The sequence below is a fragment of the Acetobacter sacchari genome (genome assembly GCF_017377715.1).
GTDB classification, from domain to species: Bacteria; Pseudomonadota; Alphaproteobacteria; order Acetobacterales; family Acetobacteraceae; genus Acetobacter; species Acetobacter sacchari.
The window spans coordinates 127,919-147,826 of the sequence record NZ_JAFVMF010000002.1 but is presented as its reverse complement, the minus strand read 5'-3'; the positions used below and the strand labels follow the sequence as shown (position 1 = coordinate 147,826).

Below are 19,908 nucleotides of genomic sequence, written 5' to 3'. Positions count from 1 at the left end.
TCCTCTTCACGCCTTCAGGCGCTGAGAGGGCCATAGGATCATCGGATCGCATACTCGGCAAGCAGCAGGCGGAGACGATCCGCAGCCTCCTTGCCCTTCAGCGAATCCTTCCACAGCGCCTCAATGACGCGCTGGTGGGCGTTCACCGCTTCAGGCGCGCTGGTAATCAGCGAAACGCCCGTGGACGCTGCGGGAGACGTGTCGGCGCGGAACGGGTTGATCGCCAACACCATACGTTCACGCCCGCGCATGAGCATGCAGTTGGCGGTGTTGTCGACTTCGGAGACGACGCTGAACTGCAGGCCGATCGGTTCGGCCTCTATCATATCCACGATGCGTGAGATCTCGGTTGCAGCGACCCGACGGGCGGCATCCCGCAATTCCGGCGACAGGGACGCGGCCTCGCAAACGCCCCGCAGGAGGAAGCGCTCCACCGCCTGCTCGGGCAGCATGGTGATCATCGTGGGACGACGCGCCTCGTAAGCGGATTTTCGCGCCGCCATGATCGACGGGTATTGCTCCCCGGACGCCCCATCCTGCGTTTCGGCGATCGCCTGTGAGAGAACCCTGTCGTAGTCAGAGGAGGTCACAAGATAAGCCACCGGATCAGCGATCTGCAGAATCTGATCGGTCTCTTCCTCGATCTGGCGGATACGTTCGAAAAAACCGATCGGGCGGCTGTAGTATTCGACGCCGATTCCGAGCAACGTAAGTGGCGACACCTTGAGAAGCTCGGCGAGGCGCTGGACTGTGTCCAGCTTGATGACCTCGCCCTTTTCATAACGGTACAGCGCGGCGCGGGAGACGCCCAGTCGAGCCGCGATTTCGTCCGCTCGCATGCCGGATTCGAGGCGGAATGCGCGGAGCTGCTGACCGATCTCGCTAAGACGCATAGTGACAGCAGCCATCGTTTAGATTTCCTTGCGACTTTTTAGGGATGGACGTTCGTCAATATTGCGTTAATCCATTTTTTTGTAAAGTGTTTCGGTACCGCGACTCTGAAGTTGCTGGCTGCAAAGTTCCGACCGAGGTTGTTAGGCGTCGTGTCGGGGCTGTTCAGCGAACGTTGCATAGTTCAAAATATTGAACAGCGAAATACCACCCGGAATATCGGGGGGTTGCGTCGGCACGGAGGCTATGGCGACCGAACGGATCATTGCAGGATTGTTGCTTGCGGGCGTGGCTTATGGCTGCGTCGAGGTGATGGCCCCGTTCTCTTCCGCGTTGCTTTGGGCCGCCATTCTCGCATTTGTGACCTGGCCGGTGTACGCACGTCTGCGCAGGCGAATCCGTCCAACCCTCGCCGCGCTCGCCATGGCGGGCCTGTGCGCCATATGTCTCCTGCTTCCGATTGCGTTGCTCGCTTCAAAAGGGGTCGCCGACGGGCCGGGCGCAGTTACGGCGTTGACTGATTTTCTGGTTCCAAGGCTGAAAGTGCCCCAACCTCCGGCCTGGGTTGCGGCGACGCCTCTCATCGGAGCGGAAGCTGCTCACGCATGGACGGAGGCGGCCAAAGACATTGGCAACCTTGGCCAAAGTCTCCGCCCATACGCTGGCGACATCGCCCAGTCCGCTATTTCCCTGCTCGTGCAGATCGCTAGCGGCGGCCTGCATATCGCGATGGCGCTGTTCATCGCTTTCTTTTTCTGGCTCAGCGGCGACTCGCTCGGACGGACCCTTCGCGCCCTGCTGGAACGGGTGGCCGGGCGACAGGCTGATCGTCTTTTGCGGATCATCGGCGGCACAGTGCGCGGTACGGTGTACGGCGTGCTGGGCACCGCAATCCTGCAGGGCGTACTGACAGGCGTCGGTTTCTGGATCGCCCGACTACCCGAGCCGGTTCTGTTCGGCACGGTGGCGGCCTTGCTCTCGGTATTGCCGATCGGCGCGCCTCTGGTCTGGATTCCCGCCTCGATCTGGCTGGTCGCATCCCACCATTTGTGGCGAGGGCTGGGGCTGGCGGTTTACGGAGTCGTAGCGATTTCAGGCGCGGATCATTTCATTCGGCCTATCTTCATATCGCGGGGCGCGGAACTGCCTTACCTGCTGACTTTGATTGGCGTCATCGGCGGCGTTCTGGAGTTTGGCGGCCTGGGCATCTTCCTCGGCCCGGTCCTGCTTGCGATCGGATATGCCCTGACTGTTGAATTTGCCGCCGGGCACGTCCCGACAAAACTCTCCAAAAGCGGAGGATCTGAATCGTGACGGTCAAATCCGTCCTGACCCCCAGAGTTGTGTCGGGACTAGCCCCCGTGGGCGGCCTGCGTTTCAACCGAAACAGATCGCGATCATTCGCCTCAGGCGCCCAGGGCGGCGCGGCGGTTACGATCATCAGCTGGAACTTGCTTCACAGCGTCGGCGCCACCTTGGGCGACGTCGTCGCATTGATCGAGCGTGAGCGCCCCGATCTTTTACTTATGCAGGAAGCGACTGCTGACATCGATCTCCTGCCGGAGCGGATCGGCGGATATTATGCGCGCGCGCCGCTGCCGGGCCGCATCCACGGTCCGGCATGCTGGAGTCGGCGGCCATTCGCGCGCGCACCACGCGCCTGCGCCATCCCGTCAGGAGCGCTGGTTCGACGCGTAGCGCAGGTGATCGCCCTTGGGGACTTCACAGTCGCCAACGTTCACCTGTCGCACGGACAGATCATGAACCGTCGCCAGTTGCGGCGCCTCGCCGCCATTCTGCCTGCGCCGGCGGCCATCCTTGGGGATTTCAACCTCGTCGGCCCTGCTCTTGTGCCGGGATTTCAGGACGTCGGCCCGCGTGAGCCAACCCATCGCATGGCGGATCTCCTGCCGATCCGCATCGATCGCTGCCTCGTGCGTGGCATGAACTGTGAAGGGGCGACGGTGCTGCCCGTTTATGCTTCCGATCACCAGCCAATTATGGTGCGCGTCAGCCCGGCCATTGTTCGGGCGGCAGGGTAGCACTGGCGACCGCGTTCGCGGTCTTGTTTTGTATTGACCTTTCGTAGGACACGCCTTCGCTCGTCGTCGGCAGACGAGCTGGAGTGGCGCCACTGATGTCTGTAAGGTCTCGAAGGGGCCGAGAAAATGGATACGCGTCTTGCGAATGCTGCAATTATGACGGCAAGCGACAATCTCTGACGTCTGAATAAGGCCGGCGCGATAATCGCTATGGTATACTTCCGCCATACTGCTTGGTGCGTAAGAAGTCGGGCGCTGCACTGTTAAATCCCGGAACTAAACAACTGTAGCGTTGTTCGCACACTGACCAACAAATATGCACGATGCACATTGTGGCGGTGGAGAGGGGAGATGGTATGGCGAATCAAAAAATAGCGAAGCGTCTATGCTCCGTGAGAAAATATTTCATAAATATCCATGAATTATTTTGTATTTCCCTCTTCATGTGCGTAGCGCACGGACTTCACGCTCGAACTGTCTACGTAACCAGCGGGTCGTGTGATGGCTTCCCGCGTGTCAACCTTCAGACGCCCAAGGGCGCATGTCTGGGCCTCGTTGCATCGGGAATGCGGTTTACCCGGGGTATGGCGGTCAAAGGCGCCACGATTTACGTTGTCGATATGGGAGGCTGGCAGCCTCATCGTGGCCGTCTGCTAGCCATTGAACAGAATGGCCACGGACCGGAAAAAGTCCTTCTCACCGGCCTGGATCGTCCCAGCGGCCTCACGTTTGCATCTGATGGACAACTTTACATCGGATTGCCAGACCGCGTTCTGCGGGTAAACGTGCGCGGCGATGGAACGGCGGATACGCAGGATGCATTGACGGGATTGCCTTCAACGGGTCGTCATCCCCTCAAGGGACTGGCCGCTGACCACGATGCCGGCCTATATGTCAGCGAAGGGTCCGCCACGAATAATTGCGAAACAGCATCTGGTGGTCTTCCTGTTGCGTCACAGATCTGTCCCGAATTGCGGGGAGCTGTCCCGCGAGCATCGATTCTTTATTTTAGACCTAAAAGTGCTCCCCAAATCGCCTCGACTGAAAATGTTGTAGCGACGGGCATGAGAAATCCTGCTGCGCTGGCGGTCACCCCGGAGGGCGTATTGCTGGCTGCGGTCAATGGCCGTGACAACATCAACGTGGTTGACCCAAAATTGTCAGATGACGCGCTGCCGCATGAACCGTTCCTTGTTGTGCGGAAAGGCCATGATTATGGGTGGCCTTATTGCTTCGATGACGGGAAGCCTGCTCCGGAGTATCCGCAGCACGATTGTTCCACGCTCACTGCGCCGAATCTGCTGTTGCCAGCTCATTCAGCGCCTTTGGGGATGCTTGTTTATACCGGCGCAGCTTTTCCTGCACTACAAGGGCGGGTCATCATGACTTATCACGGCTACCGCAATGCGGGGCATCGCGTGGTGAGTCTGGCCATTGATTCAGACGGCAACCCCCGGGGTTCACCGCAGCCTCTTGTCCAGGGTTGGCGTAATCTCTCACAATCAGGAAGCGATCCGACGGGTTCTCCAATCGGGCTCGCCGTGATGGCTGATGGAGCCTTGCTGATTTCGGAAGATCATAACGGTACGATTTTACGTCTCGCTCCGGAGAAAACCGGTGATTGATTCTGAACCTTGCCGCATGGCGTTAAAGTGAGCGTCGGCGCCGGTTCGCATTAATCTCCGAGGTTAAAATCGCGGATAGCTTTGGTAAAACAAACTGGGTGTAAATGATGTATCGGTGGCCGCCGCGATAGATGCGGCTGCTGCGTCGCCACCCGCCAGCTTATGCCCATATCGGCGGATTGCCGATGATTTCCTTGATAGCCGCGGTCACGGCCCGCAGGCGTGCGGATGGCTGGGCCAGAGCCCGCAATAGCCACACGCCGGTCGGCGTCGCATTCCACGGTTCTTCCTCAAGAGGTATGCGTATCAAAGACCTGTCGTTGACGTCGGAACCGACTACCCAGTCTGGCAGCAGGGCGACGCCCATCCCGCCAACGGCTGAGAGGCGCATCGCTTCGAAATCATCGCACCGAAAAACAGAGTGAGTGCCTGAACCCTCGCCAATCCGACGTCCGAGAATGTCCGCCCAACCCAGAAGATCAGCTCCGTGCAGCTTTTCGATGAGACGATGCCGGGCGAGCGCTTCGACGCTATCCGGCATGCCCATATCCGTTAAATAATCCTGGCTCGCGACCAGTAATCGCCGCTGATCTGCAAGGCGGGTGGCAAAGAGGCCGCTATCGGCGAGCTGTCCGATGCGGATCACGGCATCGAGCCGATCCAGCACGGGGTCGGCCAGCCGTTCGGTCAGGTCGAGTTCAATCTGCAAATGTGGGTGCGCTTGCATCATCTTCGTCAGCGCCGGGATCACGTAGCGCTTGCCGAAGGTCGGAAAACAGGCAAGGCGCAGAGTCCCCGCCACCGCTCCGTCGAAGGCCGCTACCTCTGCATGGGCGTCCGCCAGTTGATCCAGCAATGGTTGAGCGCGCTCCATCAGGCGCTCGCCAGCATCGGTCAATCCAAGCGCACGTGTGGAGCGAACCAGCAGGGGGACGCCCAGAGACTGCTCCAGCGTGTCGATCTGCCGCACAACCGCAGAGGGGGTTTGTCCCCGTCTGCGAGCTGCCGCAGAGAAGCTGCCATGGCGCACGACATCGACGAAGACCGCCAGATGTTCGGCAAAACGTGGATCTTTCATCATAAACCGCCTGACCTTTGCGGAAACGGCAAAAGCGTTTCGGCACAATTCCGGCTTATCCCGCGCCTCCGCGCGGCGCAAACCTTCGTTCATCGAACAGGGCGCGTCCCCTGTCGAATTGAAGGAGCAAAACAAATGAAAATCCTCGAACAGATACTCTCTCAGTCCGCTTACTCTCACGAAATCGACGTGCCTTTCGCCGAAGTCGATATCGCCGAGTGGCTCTTTACGTTGCCTGAAGCTGAATATCTCCGTTGCTGCGCACCCGACCACATTGCGGCAGGCATTACGACGACGGACGACGGACGCCGCATGTCCATCAATGTCGAAATGATAGGCGCGGGTCTGGTGGTGCAGCATTACGTCGCCGAGGAAGCGACGCCGAGTTATTGCCGGATGAATTCAATTTCCGATGTTTTCACCCCTAATGGCCGGACGCAGGTGAATGTCGTCTGGGAGCTGATCGCCGAGGATCTGGGCGGCGGGCGTACTCTCTACACCAACCGCGTGACCGCCCATCCGACGGACGCCTTCATGACGTTTCTTGGCGAGCATGGCGTCGCGTTTGAGCAGGCCGCCGCAGCCCGGCAGGAGGCGGGCGGCGATCATAACCGCCGGGAGACGCCGTTCTTCGCGGAAAGCATCGCCCGGCGCGCCCTGGCTCGCCGAGTCTCTGGGAACGCATGATCCAAAGAAGCTTCTACGGTAAATCAGAGACAGTTGCCGACGCTACCTGTCGTGGCGTCCCGCGGCTGCCGAACTGAGGAAGTTTCTGGAGTTATCGACCGACGGCGTGGAAGCGCGCGTCAGCGATCGCAATACTTGCGTCTCTCAGCGTCGCAAACGGTGCGGCTTTCGGGAAAACCGGCACACCGTCTCGATTTCCGGCGACCAGAGAAACTGATCGACGACGGTGACAGCATCCAGAGAGTAACCAGCTGCGAAGAGGCTTTTCGCGTCCTTCAGAAGAACCTGTGGGTTGCAGCTTACGTAGATCAGCGCTTCGGGCGTGGCTCGAAGGATGGCCTCCATCTGCGCGCCCGCGCCCGTGTAAGGGGGGTCAAGCACGACGGCCAGAGCGCCGCCGAGATCCTTCGCGTCGACTGGTTGTCGGTTCAGATCCCGTACAGCAGCGTCGACGCGACGCCCGGCCGCAGCCTTGCGTAACGTCTGCAGGGCTGCAGGATGGCCCTCGTACGCCTCGACCCGCGCGCGTTCGGCAAGGGGGAAGGTCAACGTGCCGCAGCCTGCGTAAAGTTCTATGATCTTCGCTTTGCGTCCGGGCGCTGCAGGCGTCGCGTCCAGCACGGCGTCGCGTATTGCGGCCTCGCCCGTTGCGGTTGCTTGGAGGAACGCACCCAGCGGCGGCTCGACGGCCACATCTCCGAAGATCTGCCGCACCGGACCAAGCTGTGAGACTGTTTCGGGCTCGTCCCGCAAGCCCGGTCGCCAGCCTATGCGCGGGATCGCATGTTCGCGTGCAAAAGCGGCGAGCTTTCCCCGGTCGGCGGACGAGGGCGGCGCGTCCGTTGTGAAAAGTAGATCCGGTCCCGAATCCAGAAGATTGACCAGAAGGTCGCCGGAGCCGCGCAGCAGGTCGAGACGCGGCAGCAACGCGCGTAACGGCGGCAAAAGCGCCATGATGCCCGGATGCAGCACATGGCACTCGGTCAGGTCGAGAACATCTCCACCGCGGCGGTGCAGGCCGATGACGACGACGCCCGCATTTCGCTTCAACGCAAATTCGGCGCGCCGCCGTGTGGAAGGAGGAGACTGCACGGCGCGTGGCTCCGGAACCTCCGCAAAGCCTGCGTGGCGTAAGCCGGTCACGATCTGCTCGACTTTCCACGAAAGCGTCCAGTCCATCGGCAGGTGCTGCAAAGCACATCCGCCGCACTGTCCGAACAGCGCGCAAGGCGGCGTCACCCGAACAGGGGAGGGGGAGACAATCCTTTCGCAGGACGCGCGACCACGGCCCACAGGCTGGGCCATGACCGTATCGCCCGGCGCGGTGAACGGGATGAACGCCGTCTGGGCCTGCGCGTCGCCGTTCTGCTCCTCTCGTGCGACGCCATCGCCCCCGGCGCCGAGGCGTTCGACAACGTAGAGGCCGGCGGGACCGAAGGATTCAGGCGGCGGAGGCGCCCGTCGCCTGCGCGGATCAGCTTTCCGCGCCATCCTGACTCAGATCGACGGGCGCGGGGCGGCGCAGGCGCCGAGGAGCCGACATGAAGGCCGGTGCGTCCGCGCCAAAGCCTGGCACGCCGTCCGCCGTTGTGTCGGCGGGGATTTCGTCGCGTCTGCGGTGGTCCTTGTGACGCTGGTTCCGTTCGCCGTCGCGGGACTCACGTCCCCGATCGCGATTACGGTCGCGACGATCATCATCGCGACGGAAGCCGTCGCGCGCTGCGGCGTCGGCGCGGCCCTGCTCGTTCCGGGACGGCTCATGACGGGACGATTCGCCGCGCGTGTGATGAGGCTTCGCCGTCTCGCCCTGCCCGCCGTCCTGCCGCTTCGCGTCGTTGCGGTGCGGTTCGGCCTGACGCGCACGGTTATCGGGCTCGCCGCCGTGTTTCTTGCCGCGATCGTCGCGGCGCTTCTTGCCACGATCATGACGCGGCCGAGCTTCCTCAGACCATTCGAGCTGGGCGACGCCGTCCAGTTCAAGGCGCGGGATCGATTTGCCCGTCAGCTTTTCAATGGCTTCGGCAAATGTACGATCGTACGGAGTCGCAATGCTGTAGGCGCGGCCTTCGCGACCAGCGCGGCCCGTGCGGCCAATGCGATGGACGTAATCCTCGGCGTGAAACGGCAGGTCGAAGTTGAACACATGCGACAGGCCGCCAATGTCGATGCCGCGCGCCGCTACGTCCGAGCAGACGAGAATTTTCAGCTCGCCCGCCTTGAACTTCTCAAGGGTGGAAAAACGTACCGATTGAGGAAGATCGCCATGCAGCGCGCCGACGGAGAATCCATGCTTCTGCAACGACTTCAGGAGCATATCCACGTCGCGCTTGCGGTTGCAGAACACGATGGCGTTCTGAAGATCCGCAGACCGCAGCAGTTTGCGGAGAACCTTGCGCTTGTCGTCCTCGTCCACGACGACCAGTCCGGTCTCGATCGTCGTCGCCACCGACGAGGGGCGGCTGACGGTGATTTCGACCGGATTTTGCAGGAACGCGTCGGCAAGGCGTCTGATCTCCGGCGCCATCGTGGCGGAGAAGAACAGCGTCTGGCGCATACGCGGCAACAGGCCGACGATTCGCTCGATATCCGGAATGAATCCCATGTCGAGCATGCGGTCGGCTTCGTCGATCACCAGCGTGCGCGTCTGGTTCATCAGGAGGCCGCCGCGCTCGAAAAGATCGATCAGACGCCCTGGCGTCGCGATCAGCACGTCGACGCCTCGATTGAGCGCCTCTTTCTGATCGGCCATGCTTTCGCCGCCGATCAAAAGAGCATGGGTCAGCTTGAGATGCTTGCCGTAGTTTACGAAGTTTTCTGCAACCTGGAGCGCAAGTTCACGCGTCGGCTCGAGGATCAGCGAACGCGGCATGCGAGCGCGAGCGCGGGAGCCGGACAAGGTCTCCAGCATGGGCAGCGTAAAAGAGGCCGTCTTGCCGGTGCCCGTCTGAGCGACGCCAAGAACGTCGCGCCCGTTCAGCACCGCAGGGATCGCCTGAGCCTGAATGGGCGTCGGGTGGACGTAGCCCATTTCCGCCACGGCGCGGAGGATTGGTTCCGAGAGCCCGAGCCCTGTGAAAGTCGGCCTATCTTCCGCTGGCGGTTCAGTCGCTGGCGGCTCCGTGGCGGCGGCTGGCGTGACATCCGGCTCAACCGTCGCGCTCACATCAAGCCCGCCGCCGACATGCAGCGGCAGGGAGACCTCATCGACGTTCGTGATCTGGATGTCGGCGTCGGTTGAGACCGGCGTTTCGTCAGCGGCAGGTTTCGTCGCGTTCCGACGCCCGGCGCCGCGCGTCGTTCTGGGCGCGGGCTTTTCAGCGGCTTCGACTGCAGCGGAGGCCCAGCGCGACGCAGCGCTCTTCCGCGCTGTGACTTTTTCGGCCTTCGGCTTTTCGGTGGATTTCGGGGAAGACGCCGTTGCGGGCTTCGTTTTTGCCGCTGTAGCCGGCTTGCGCGCCGTTTTGGTCGACTTCACGCTCGGCGTCTCGACGGTTTCGTCGGACACGGTCACAGCGGATTTTCTGGTTGCTTTTTTCGTAGCAGAAGCGATTTTTGGCGTTTTCGTTGCGACTTCGGACGATCTGGCGGTCGCGCGTTTCGCCGGGGTTTTCGTTGTCTCTGCAGACTTTGCTTTCGCAGGCGTCGACGCCGCACTTGCGGCAGCCTTACGGCCTCTGGCGCGCGGCGCGGCGATCTCCGCAGCGCCGCTCTCGGGGGCTTCGCCGGAAAGAACCGCGGTTTCAGCCGCCTTGGCGCTCTTTCGAACGCGTGGCGTCGCGACTGTTTTGCGGGTCTTTTTTACTGACGTATCAGTGGTTTTGGCGTTCAAATCGCTCTCGAAGCTGTCAGCCGCACTTGGCGCGCGGCGGTCGGGCCACGCTGCACGGGCGCCTGACCGGGTAATGAAGGCGTGGGGAACTTAAGGGAAAGTCCGCGGCTGTCGGTAGAGTGTCCGGCGTGAAAAATCAAGCGTTCATCGGCGAATGAGCGCGATCAGACCGCAGATTTGGGCGTTGCGGTCTGATTTTCGTCTCGTGACGCTACGCCTGCGATGCGAAACATGATGCACGGCGCTCGTAGCGATCGGATATGCGCGTTGAGTCAGAAACCGTGTCCCATCGACGCACAGAGGATGGTGAGCAAGCCCAGCGCTGCGACGCCGAGTACGAGAGTGCGGATCGAGTCGAATGTTTTCTGCTGCGGACGAAGGGCCCTGCGGGCTGTCTGGTAGGGACCGAAGACAATCCGCAAAAACAGTGCGGCCATGAGCAGGCCGAGAAGCTGCATTGCGTTGGTCGTCCACGGGACGACGGCGAACCCGCCTTCGTGCAGGATCATCAGCCAGCCGGTGACCAGAACGATCGGCATGACATGCCATACGACGCGCAGGAATTTCTTGAGCGTCAGCAGATGAACGGCGTTACGCTGCGCGCCGTCCAACAGCGTCAGGCTGGGCCGCAGGATCAGGGCCGCGTAAGTCGCGCCGCCCACCCACACGGTCATTCCAGCGATATGGAGGGTCAGGATGAGGCTCCAGAGAATATGGGGCATGCGAACTCCGTTTCTCGCTCCGGCAAAGCAATCAAGCGGCTTGATCGCGAATTCGGCGCGCGAACGCAAGCGTCTCGACCAGGCTGGCTGCGTCGGCAGCGTCGCTGAAACGCCCGACGCAGCGGGCGGACGCCTTGAGGAGATTTTTTTGTGACGCTTTCGATATCATCCCTTGCTCTCCCGTCTCCCCGCGAGATGGGGGAAATCGATCGCATCGCCTCCGACACGACGCCAATTGCGACGCTGATGGAGAATGCAGGACGCGCGGTCGCGAGGGCGGTCCGAGGGTGGGCCCGGCCGTGTCGTGTGCTCGTCCTTTGCGGACCGGGCAATAATGGCGGCGATGGCTATGTGGCCGCGCGCCGTCTCGCAGAATGCGGCTGGCCGGTCGCTGTCGCCGCGACCGCCGAGCCGTCCCCGGGCGGCGATGCGGCTCGCGCCAGCGCGCTTTATCGCGGTCCGCGCGTTCCCTTTTCCGTCTCCGAAGTCGCGCGCGCCGATATCGTGGTGGACGCAGTTTTCGGGGCGGGGCTGAGTCGTCCCCTCGCTGACCCGGTCTCGGCCGTCCTTTCCGCATCGCGACGGGTGATCGCGGTTGACATGCCCAGCGGCGTCGACGGCGCGACGGGCGCGCCGCTGGGCTACGCGCCAAAAGCCGAACTTACAGTCACGTTCTTTCGCGCAAAGCCGGGACATCTGTTGCACCCCGGGCGAGAGTTCGTTGGAGCGCTGCAGGTTCACGACATCGGCATAAATGCGTCGCTCCTCGATCACGTGGGCGTCAATACGTGGCGTAATGAGCCGGGCCTGTGGCGGCTGCCGGTGCTGGAGTCTACGAGCCACAAATATACGCGGGGCGTCGTTAGCCTCTGTGCGGGCGAGACCATGCCGGGGGCGGCGCGCCTCGCTGCGGCCGGCGCTCGTGCGACGGGGGCCGGCGTCGTCCGTATCGCGGCGGGCGTGATGGCGGACGCGCTCCGTCTGGGGCCGCCAGGTTTGATCGTCGATTCCGACCCTCTTCCCGAATTGTTGAAGGACACGCGGCGGCGCGTGTGGATTTGCGGTCCGGGACTCACGCCCGAAGAGGCGGGGCTAATTCTGCCTCAGCTTATCGCCGCCTCGCGCTGTGTGCTTGCGGACGCTGGGGCGCTGACATGGGCGGCCTCAATGCCCGAGCGCCTGCGGGGCGTCGCCGTGATCACTCCGCACGAAGGAGAGTTCACGCGCCTGTTCGGGCCTCCGGGCGCCGATCCGCTGGGCGCGGCGCGGCAGGCGGCGCGACGGATCAACGCTGTCGTGGTCTTGAAGGGGGCGACCACCATCGTGGCGTCGCCGGACGGCCGTGCGGCGCTCAACATTCACGCCACGCCGGCGCTTGGCACGGCCGGGTCCGGCGACACGTTGACCGGCGTGATCGGCGCGTTGCTTGCGGCGGGGATGGCGCCGTGGGGCGCGGCGTGCGCTGGAGTCTGGCTGCATGGGGAAGCGGGACTGTGTGCCGGGCCGTGGCCGCTGGCGGAGGATCTGGATCGGCATCTGGGCGCGGCGCGGGAGCGGGCTGTCGGCCTTCAGGAATAATCGCGAGCAGGAAAAACGGCGCAGATTGGGGCGGCGCCTTGCCGAGCGTGGAGGTCTGGGGTAAGTCGGCGCCCTCGGCGACGTGGGTGCGCTGAAACGCCGTGCGGGCGTGGTGGAATTGGTAGACACGCCAGATTTAGGTTCTGGTGGCGCAAGTCGTGGGGGTTCAAGTCCCTCCGCCCGTACCAGGTTCCGTCCCTAAGGGGGGCGGCGACGCTCCCTTCATTGCCCAACCGTTGCTACGCGGTCTCCGACATTCCGGGGACCGCTTTCGTCTGTTTGACCGAGTTCGTACGAGAGGATGGCCTGGCATATGCAGGTTACTGAGACGCTTTCCGAGGGCCTGAAGCGTGCCTTCACCGTGGTCGTTCCGTCGACCGAGCTTGAGAGCAAGCAGGCGGCCCGCCTGAAAGAGGTCGGCTCGACCCTTCGCCTGCCCGGTTTCCGCCCCGGCAAGGTGCCGCTCGCGATCGTGCGTCAGCGTTACGGCGCCGCCGTGAAGGGCGAAGTGCTTGAGCAGGCTGTCTCCGACGGCGTGCGCGATTTGCTCGAAGAGCGCGGCCTGCGTCCGGCCCTGCAGCCGAAAGTCGATCTGGTCGGCGGCGCTGACGCCTCCGCGACCGCCGACCTCGAGTTCAAGGTCGAGATGGAAGTCCTGCCGGAGATCGCCGAGCCCGATCTGTCCAACCTGTCCCTGACGCGCCTGAAGGCGACTCCTGACGCAGCGACGGTCGACAAGGCCCTGAATGACATCGCCAAGCGCCAGCGCCAGTTCGAGACGATCGAGGAAGAGCGTCCGGCGACGACGGGCGACGTTCTGACGGTCGATTTCGTGGGCAAGCGCGATGGCGTGGCTTTCGACGGCGGCACGGCTCAGGACGTGAACGTCGAGCTGGGCGCCGAAGGGTTCATCCCCGGCTTCGCCGAGCAGATGGAAGGCATGAAAGCTGGCGAAGAGCGCCAGATCACCGTGACTTTCCCGGAAGATTACAGCGCGACGGAGCTCGCCGGTAAGGAAGCGACGTTTGACATCACGGCGAAGGCCCTGAAGCGTCCCGTCGACGCCGCCGTTGATGACGAGCTGGCGAAGAAGATCGGCTTCGAAGGCCTTGATCAGGTTCGTGAGCTGATCACGAAGCAGGTCGCCGAGGAATACGACCAGCTTTCGCGTCTGCGCATCAAGCGCGACCTGCTGGACGAACTCGCGAAGAAGACCGATTTCCCGGCTCCCGAGAGCATGGTTGAAGCCGAGTTCGCCCAGATATGGGCTCGCGTCGAGGCCGACCGCACGGCGGGCGAGCTGGACGACGAGGACAAGGACAAGGACGAGGACACGCTGAAGGCGGATTACCGCAAGATCGCGGAGCGCCGCGTGAAGCTGGGTCTGCTGCTTGCGGAAATCGGCCGCAGCAAGAACATCGTCGTGACGCAGGATGAGCTGGCCCGCGCGATTCGCGCCGAAGCGTTGCGTTATCGCGGTCAGGAACAGGCCGTGTTCGACTTCTTCACGAAGAACCCGCAGGCGGCGGAGTCGTTGCGTGGGCCGATCTTCGAGAACAAGGTCGTCGACTATCTGATCGAACTGGCGAAGGTCGAAGACAAGGAAGTCACGCCGGAAGAACTGTCGGACATGCCTCCCGCCGACATCTGAGACTTGATCGACTGAAGCGGCGGCGCGCCTTTCGCGACCAGAGGTTCGAAGGGCACGGTCCGCACGATGCGCTGTGGTCCCGCTCGGCAAGAGCGTGAATGGCGAGTCGCCCGCCGCCGTGAACCGCTCTGACTGCCGTCAGGGCGGTAAATTTGTCCTGTGGACTGGCGTAGCCGCCTTTTCTCTCTATTTTAGGAAGACCGGCGTATGTGTCGGGATGGTTTTGGGTGTCGATTCCCGGTTTCGCGACTGGTGAATTTGTCGTCGCGGGCCGTCCGGATCGGGCCACCTGGATCGGGAATGATGTGATGAGGGATTCAAACCCTGTCGAAGTTTACAACAACGCGCTCGTCCCGATGGTGGTCGAGCAGACGTCGCGCGGCGAGCGGGCGTTCGACATCTTCTCTCGCCTGCTTCAGGAACGCATCATTTTCCTGACGGGGCCTGTCTACGATCAGGTGGGTTCGCTGATCTCGGCGCAGCTTCTGTATCTCGAGAGCGTGAATCCGACGAAGGAAATTTCCTTCTATATCAACAGCCCTGGCGGCGTCGTATCGGCTGGTCTCGCGATCTACGACACGATGCAATACATCCGCAGCCCGGTCAGCACGGTGTGCATCGGGCAGGCGGCTTCAATGGGGTCGCTACTGCTCGCAGGCGGTGCGCCGGGCCGCAGGTTCGCCCTGCCGAATGCGCGGGTCATGGTGCATCAGCCGTCCGGCGGTGCGCAGGGTCAGGCCAGCGATATCGAAATCCAGGCGCGCGAAATCCTGACGATTCGTCAGCGTCTGAATGAGATTTACCGCGAACATACCGGTCAGACGCTCGAAGATATCGAGCAGAAGCTGGAACGCGATTCTTACATGTCGGCGGACGAAGCCAAGAACTTCGGCATCGTCGATGAAGTGATCAAAAGCCACGCGCCGCAGGCTGTTGCTGAAAAGTCCTGACGACGCAGTTCTGTCGCCGGGGCTGTGTCGGTGCCCCGCTTGATGGGGGGCGTGGGCGCGGCTAGGCTTTTCGTCTTGCCCGGAAGTGTGGCGGGTGCTCCGTAGGGAGCGAGGTTAGGAGGACCGATGAACGCGAAGTCCGGCGATTCCAAGAATACGCTTTACTGCTCATTCTGTGGGAAGTCGCAGCATGAGGTCCGCAAGCTGATTGCCGGGCCGACGGTCTTCATTTGCGACGAGTGCGTCGAACTCTGCATGGATATCATCCGTGAGGAGCACAAGACGACTTTCGTGAAGTCTCGCGACGGCGTGCCGACGCCCAAGGAGATCTGCAAGGTCCTCGACGACTACGTGATCGGGCAGTTCGACGCCAAGAAGGTGCTGTCGGTCGCCGTTCACAACCATTACAAGCGTCTCGCGTACTCCCAGAAGAGCAACGACATCGAGATCGCGAAGTCGAACATCATGCTGCTCGGCCCGACCGGGTCCGGCAAGACGCTGCTCGCGCAGACGCTGGCCCGAATTATCGACGTGCCGTTCACTATGGCTGACGCCACGACCCTGACCGAAGCCGGTTACGTGGGCGAGGATGTCGAAAATATTATCCTGAAGCTGCTTCAGGCCGCCGACTACAACGTTGAGCGGGCACAGCGCGGTATCGTCTATATCGACGAAATCGACAAAATTTCGCGCAAGTCCGACAACCCGTCGATCACCCGCGACGTCAGCGGCGAAGGCGTGCAGCAGGCCCTGCTGAAGCTGATGGAAGGCACTGTCGCCTCCGTGCCGCCGCAGGGCGGGCGCAAGCATCCGCAGCAGGAATTCCTGCAGGTCGACACAACCAATATGCTGTTCATCTGCGGCGGCGCGTTCGCGGGACTTGAGAAGATCATTTCCGCGCGCGGCAAGGGATCGGGCATTGGCTTCGGCGCAGACGTTCAATCGCCTGAAGACCGCCGCACCGGCGCGGTTCTGCGCGAGGTAGAGCCCGAGGATCTGCAGAAATTCGGTCTGATTCCCGAATTTATCGGGCGTCTGCCGGTTGTGGCGACGCTGGAAGATTTGGATGAAGCGGCGCTGGTGCAGATTCTGGCGGAACCGAAGAACGCGTTGGTCAAGCAATACGCACGTCTGTTCCAGATGGAGGGCGTCAAGCTGACCTTCACGGATGACGCGCTGAAGGCCATCGCACACCGCGCTATCCAGCGTAAAACCGGCGCTCGTGGCCTGCGCTCGATCATGGAGAACATTCTGTTGTCCACGATGTTCGATCTGCCGGGGCTGGAGAATATCGAGGAAGTCGTCGTCAACCGCGACGTCGCCGAGGGCAAGGCCCAGCCGGTTTATGTTTACGGCAAAGGTGCGGACAAGCAGCCGGCGGAGCAATCCGCCTGAGCGCGGTTTGCGTTAAGCTAGGATACGGCGGGGCGACGCAATCCGTCGGCTCCGCCGCGCTGACAAAGGCCGACCTAGCCTGATGCGAGCCCGAGCCTTGTTAGAAGCCCATCGGGCGCCGATATATCTTTATAGCCGGGTGATGGGGGCGGATGTTTTTTCGCGCCTCCCGGCAAGCATTCGCCGCAAGGCAGATTGGGGAACGCGCGCCGCAGACGGGCGCGATCCACAGGATCGTCCAGTAAGGAGATCGACTCCATTATGACTGAAAAACCTAAAGCTCCCACACCCCGCCGCCGTCGTGTGAAGGACGAGGCGTCCGCGCCCAAATCCGCTGCGAAGTCGGCTGCTGCGCCCGCGCCTGCCACGGAACGCGTCGCAGTTCTGCCGCTACGCGACATCGTCGTCTTCCCGCACATGATCGTGCCGCTCTTCGTCGGGCGGGAGAAATCTGTTCGTGCACTGGAGTCGGTGACCAAAGACGACAAGCAGATTCTGCTGGTCGCCCAGAAGGACGCGGCGCAGGACGATCCGGGAACGGACGACGTTTACCGCTTTGGCACGATGTCGACGATCCTGCAGTTGCTCAAACTGCCGGACGGCACGGTTAAGGTTCTCGTTGAAGGCAGTCGTCGCGCTCGCGTAGTGGCGTTGCACGATGTCGATGGTCACTTCGAAGCCGATATTGAACCGGTGATCGAGGAGCCCGCCGTGGGCGGGGAGGCCGAGGCTCTTGGCCGCACGGTGGTTTCCCAGTTTGAGCAATATGTGAAGCTTAACAAGAAGATCGCGGCTGAAGTTATCGTCTCGCTGAACCAGATTTCGGATCTGTCGAAGCTGGCGGATACGGTGGCGAGCCACCTCAATCTCAAGATCGCCGAAAAGCAGGAAATTCTCGAACTGCCATCTACGACGAAGCAGCTCGAGCGGATTTTCGCCCATATGGAGGCGGAAATCGGTGTGCTGCAGGTGGAGAAGCGCATCCGTAACCGCGTCAAGCGGCAGATGGAGAAGACGCAGCGCGAGTACTATCTGAACGAACAGCTCAAGGCGATCCAGAAGGAGCTCGGCGAGGGCGAGGACGGCAAGGACGAAACCGCCGAGATCGAAGAAAAGATCGCCAAGACGCGTCTGAGCAAGGAGGCGCGGGAAAAGGCCATCGGCGAGCTGAAAAAGCTGCGCACGATGAGCCCGATGTCAGCCGAGTCGACCGTGGTCCGCAACTATCTCGACTGGCTGTTGGGCGTGCCGTGGAAGAAACGCTCCAAGGTCAAGAACGACTTGGCCGAGGCCGAGCGGATTCTGGACGAGGATCACTATGCGCTGGAGAAGGTCAAGGAGCGTATCCTTGAATATCTGGCGGTGCAGAGCCGTTCGCAAAAGCTGAAGGGGCCGATCCTCTGCCTCGTCGGACCTCCGGGCGTCGGCAAGACGACTCTGGCGCGCTCCATCGCGAAGGCGACCGGTCGTCAATACGTCCGCATGTCGCTGGGTGGCGTGCGCGACGAGTCGGAGATCCGTGGCCACCGGCGCACCTATATCGGCTCGATGCCCGGCAAGATCGTGCAGGGCATGAAGAAGGCGAAAGTTTCGAATCCGCTCTTCCTGCTGGACGAAGTGGAGAAGATGGGCTCCGACTGGCGCGGCGATCCGTCGTCCGCGCTGCTTGAGGTGCTGGACCCGGAGCAGAACGCGACCTTCGCGGACCACTATCTGGAGGTCGATTACGACCTGTCGGACGTGATGTTCGTAATGACCGCGAACAGCCTCAACATGCCGCAGCCTCTGCTTGACCGCATGGAGATCATCCGTCTGTCGGGCTACACCGAGGACGAGAAGGTCGCGATCGCCCGGCGTCATCTGATCGCCAAACAGGGCGAGGCGCACAACCTCAAGTCCGAGGAATGGTCGATCTCCGACGACGCGCTGCTGGAGCTGATCCGCTCCTACACGCGCGAAGCCGGCGTCCGTAATCTTGAGCGGGAGATCGCCAACGTCGCGCGCAAGGTGGTCAAGGAGATCGTGACGGGCAAGGCGAAGAAGATCGCAGTGACCGTCAAGAATCTGGGCAAATATGCGGGCGTGAAGCGCTTTTCGCATGGCGAGACCGAAACCGAAGACATGGTCGGTGTCGTGACTGGCCTGGCCTGGACCGAGGTGGGGGGAGAAATCCTGACCATCGAAAGCGTGGTCGTCCCCGGCAAGGGCGCGATCAAGCAGACGGGTAAGCTGGGCGACGTGATGCAGGAAAGCGTCGCTGCGGCGCTATCCTACGTGCGCAGCCGTTCCACGAATTTCGGCGTGAAGCCGACTCTGTTCGAGCGGCGCGATATTCACGTCCATGTGCCCGAAGGAGCCACCCCTAAGGATGGTCCGTCGGCGGGCATCGCCATGGCCACGTCGCTGGTCAGCATCCTGACAGGCATTCCGGTTCGTCGGGATGTGGCGATGACGGGCGAGATCACGCTGCGCGGCCGTGTTCTGCCGATTGGCGGTCTGAAGGAGAAGCTGCTCGCGGCGGTGCGGGCGGGTATAAAGACGGTCTTCATTCCGAAGGACAATGAGAAGGATCTCGCGGAGATTCCTGATACGGTGCGGAAGAGTCTCGAAATCATCCCTGTCTCGCATGTCGACGAGGTTATCGGTCGAGCGCTTGTGCGCGCTCCGCAGCCCATCGAATGGGAAGAGCCCCCTGAAGCTCTGGCGGCTCTTCCCTCGCCAGCGGCGGCGACGCCTCTTCCTCACTGAGCAGGGGCGACCTCAGGGCTGCACGGATGAAAACGGCGGGGGGCGCAACCCCCGCCGTTGTTTTTTTTGGCGTGTTTCGGCGCTTCGTTAGTGTTGACGTAAGAAAAAACGGCTTCATAGTGCCCGCCGGAACGCTCGCTTGCCGCCTGGTGCGGAAGTCGGGCCGGAACAAAGAAAGGCGTATTAATGGACAAGCCGCTCAACAAGCAGGAACTCGTGGCCCTCGTTGCTGACGATGTCGACCTGCCCAAGGCGAAAGCTGGCGAAGTGGTCGACGCGGTCTTCACCGCTATCGAGAACGCCCTGAAGAAGAATCAGGAAGTCCGTCTCGTCGGGTTCGGTTCGTTTGTCACGGCGCACCGCAAGGCCACCAAGGGCCGTAACCCCCGCACCGGCGAAGAGATCGACATTCCGGAGTCCACCTCCGTTCGCTTCAAGCCCGGCAAGACGCTTAAGGACGCCGTTAGCTAAGGCTGACTGACGCCTGAAGCGTTGTGCGCGCTCCGCAAGGGCGCGCACACGGCCCGGTTGACCGGGCCGCAAACGCCGAGGTCCTGAAGGCCGAGGCGTACTGCGATTGATCGATTGCAGTATTTTGTTTATGCACTGGCCTCCCTGAGGGCGATTAGCTCAGCGGTAGAGCGTCTCGTTTACACCGAGAGGGTCGGCGGTTCGATCCCGTCATCGCCCACCATGGCGCCGTGATGATTCA

Annotated in this window: 16 protein-coding genes and 2 tRNA genes; 13 read left to right on the top strand and 5 right to left on the bottom strand. The window is 62.1% G+C overall.

The genetic code is table 11. The annotated features are described in order from the left end of the window. Positions 1 to 38: 38 nt before the first annotated feature. Positions 39 to 908 (bottom strand): helix-turn-helix domain-containing protein, encoded by an 870-nt coding sequence (locus J2D73_RS02310; RefSeq protein WP_207878997.1) that lies wholly within the window; start codon positions 906 to 908, stop codon positions 39 to 41. Positions 909 to 1,137: 229 nt separating this feature from the next. On the opposite strand from J2D73_RS02310, the gene J2D73_RS02305 reads away from it, so the two are divergent. The 3 genes from J2D73_RS02305 (at position 1,138) to J2D73_RS02295 (ending at position 4,558) form a co-directional block, all read left to right on the top strand. After that, positions 1,138 to 2,205 carry an AI-2E family transporter gene (locus tag J2D73_RS02305; RefSeq protein ID WP_207878995.1) on the top strand — a complete coding sequence of 356 codons (1,068 nt, stop codon included), beginning with the start codon at positions 1,138 to 1,140 and terminating at the stop codon, positions 2,203 to 2,205. A gap of 56 nt (positions 2,206 to 2,261) precedes the next feature. Continuing rightward, positions 2,262 to 2,933: an endonuclease/exonuclease/phosphatase family protein gene (locus J2D73_RS02300; protein ID WP_243429589.1), complete on the top strand. Its 672-nt coding sequence runs from the start codon at positions 2,262 to 2,264 to the stop codon at positions 2,931 to 2,933. A gap of 356 nt (positions 2,934 to 3,289) precedes the next feature. Continuing rightward, positions 3,290 to 4,558 (top strand): PQQ-dependent sugar dehydrogenase, encoded by a 1,269-nt coding sequence (locus J2D73_RS02295; protein WP_207878994.1) that lies wholly within the window; start codon positions 3,290 to 3,292, stop codon positions 4,556 to 4,558. 160 nt (positions 4,559 to 4,718) lie between these two features. Here J2D73_RS02295 and J2D73_RS02290 read toward each other — a convergent pair whose 3' ends face one another. Continuing rightward, on the bottom strand, positions 4,719 to 5,639 hold the full coding sequence (locus J2D73_RS02290; protein WP_207878993.1) for a LysR family transcriptional regulator: 921 nt from the start codon (positions 5,637 to 5,639) through the stop codon (positions 4,719 to 4,721). A gap of 132 nt (positions 5,640 to 5,771) precedes the next feature. Between J2D73_RS02290 and J2D73_RS02285 the strand changes: the two genes are divergently transcribed. Beyond that, positions 5,772 to 6,323: a hypothetical protein gene (locus J2D73_RS02285; RefSeq protein WP_207878992.1), complete on the top strand. Its 552-nt coding sequence runs from the start codon at positions 5,772 to 5,774 to the stop codon at positions 6,321 to 6,323. Positions 6,324 to 6,467: 144 nt separating this feature from the next. On the opposite strand, the gene J2D73_RS02280 is transcribed toward J2D73_RS02285, so the two are convergent. The 3 genes from J2D73_RS02280 to J2D73_RS02270 form a co-directional block, all read right to left on the bottom strand. Further along, the gene (locus J2D73_RS02280) at positions 6,468 to 7,814 is read right to left on the bottom strand and encodes a class I SAM-dependent RNA methyltransferase (RefSeq protein ID WP_207878991.1); all 1,347 of its coding nucleotides are present in this window, start codon (positions 7,812 to 7,814) and stop codon (positions 6,468 to 6,470) included. Further along, on the bottom strand, positions 7,798 to 9,873 hold the full coding sequence (locus J2D73_RS02275) for a DEAD/DEAH box helicase (protein WP_341535008.1): 2,076 nt from the start codon (positions 9,871 to 9,873) through the stop codon (positions 7,798 to 7,800). Before J2D73_RS02275 ends, J2D73_RS02280 begins: the two co-directional genes overlap by 17 nt. Positions 9,874 to 10,424: 551 nt before the next feature. Continuing rightward, the gene (locus tag J2D73_RS02270) at positions 10,425 to 10,874 is read right to left on the bottom strand and encodes a membrane protein (RefSeq protein WP_026397481.1); all 450 of its coding nucleotides are present in this window, start codon (positions 10,872 to 10,874) and stop codon (positions 10,425 to 10,427) included. Here J2D73_RS02270 and J2D73_RS02265 point away from each other — a divergent pair. The 9 genes from J2D73_RS02265 to J2D73_RS02225 all read left to right on the top strand — a co-directional run bounded on the left by J2D73_RS02265 (position 10,873) and on the right by J2D73_RS02225 (position 19,890). After that, positions 10,873 to 11,028 carry a hypothetical protein gene (locus J2D73_RS02265; protein WP_207878990.1) on the top strand — a complete coding sequence of 52 codons (156 nt, stop codon included), beginning with the start codon at positions 10,873 to 10,875 and terminating at the stop codon, positions 11,026 to 11,028. The genes J2D73_RS02270 and J2D73_RS02265 overlap by 2 nt on opposite strands. Positions 11,029 to 11,069: 41 nt before the next feature. Next, positions 11,070 to 12,452, top strand: a complete 1,383-nt coding sequence (locus J2D73_RS02260; RefSeq protein ID WP_207879225.1) for an NAD(P)H-hydrate dehydratase — start codon at positions 11,070 to 11,072, stop codon at positions 12,450 to 12,452. A gap of 103 nt (positions 12,453 to 12,555) precedes the next feature. Next, a tRNA-Leu gene (locus J2D73_RS02255) sits at positions 12,556 to 12,640 on the top strand. A gap of 125 nt (positions 12,641 to 12,765) precedes the next feature. Continuing rightward, positions 12,766 to 14,103, top strand: a complete 1,338-nt coding sequence (gene tig, locus J2D73_RS02250) for a trigger factor (protein WP_207878989.1) — start codon at positions 12,766 to 12,768, stop codon at positions 14,101 to 14,103. A gap of 308 nt (positions 14,104 to 14,411) precedes the next feature. Continuing rightward, positions 14,412 to 15,053, top strand: coding sequence for an ATP-dependent Clp protease proteolytic subunit (locus tag J2D73_RS02245; protein ID WP_207879224.1), 642 nt, complete (start codon positions 14,412 to 14,414; stop codon positions 15,051 to 15,053). 126 nt (positions 15,054 to 15,179) lie between these two features. Then, positions 15,180 to 16,448, top strand: coding sequence for an ATP-dependent Clp protease ATP-binding subunit ClpX (clpX, locus tag J2D73_RS02240; RefSeq protein ID WP_026397477.1), 1,269 nt, complete (start codon positions 15,180 to 15,182; stop codon positions 16,446 to 16,448). A gap of 261 nt (positions 16,449 to 16,709) precedes the next feature. Continuing rightward, complete coding sequence (gene lon, locus J2D73_RS02235) at positions 16,710 to 19,196, top strand: endopeptidase La (protein WP_207878987.1); 2,487 nt, start codon at positions 16,710 to 16,712, stop codon at positions 19,194 to 19,196. A gap of 186 nt (positions 19,197 to 19,382) precedes the next feature. After that, positions 19,383 to 19,667, top strand: coding sequence for an HU family DNA-binding protein (locus J2D73_RS02230; RefSeq protein WP_026397475.1), 285 nt, complete (start codon positions 19,383 to 19,385; stop codon positions 19,665 to 19,667). A gap of 148 nt (positions 19,668 to 19,815) precedes the next feature. After that, a tRNA-Val gene (locus tag J2D73_RS02225) sits at positions 19,816 to 19,890 on the top strand. Positions 19,891 to 19,908 lie beyond the last annotated feature (18 nt).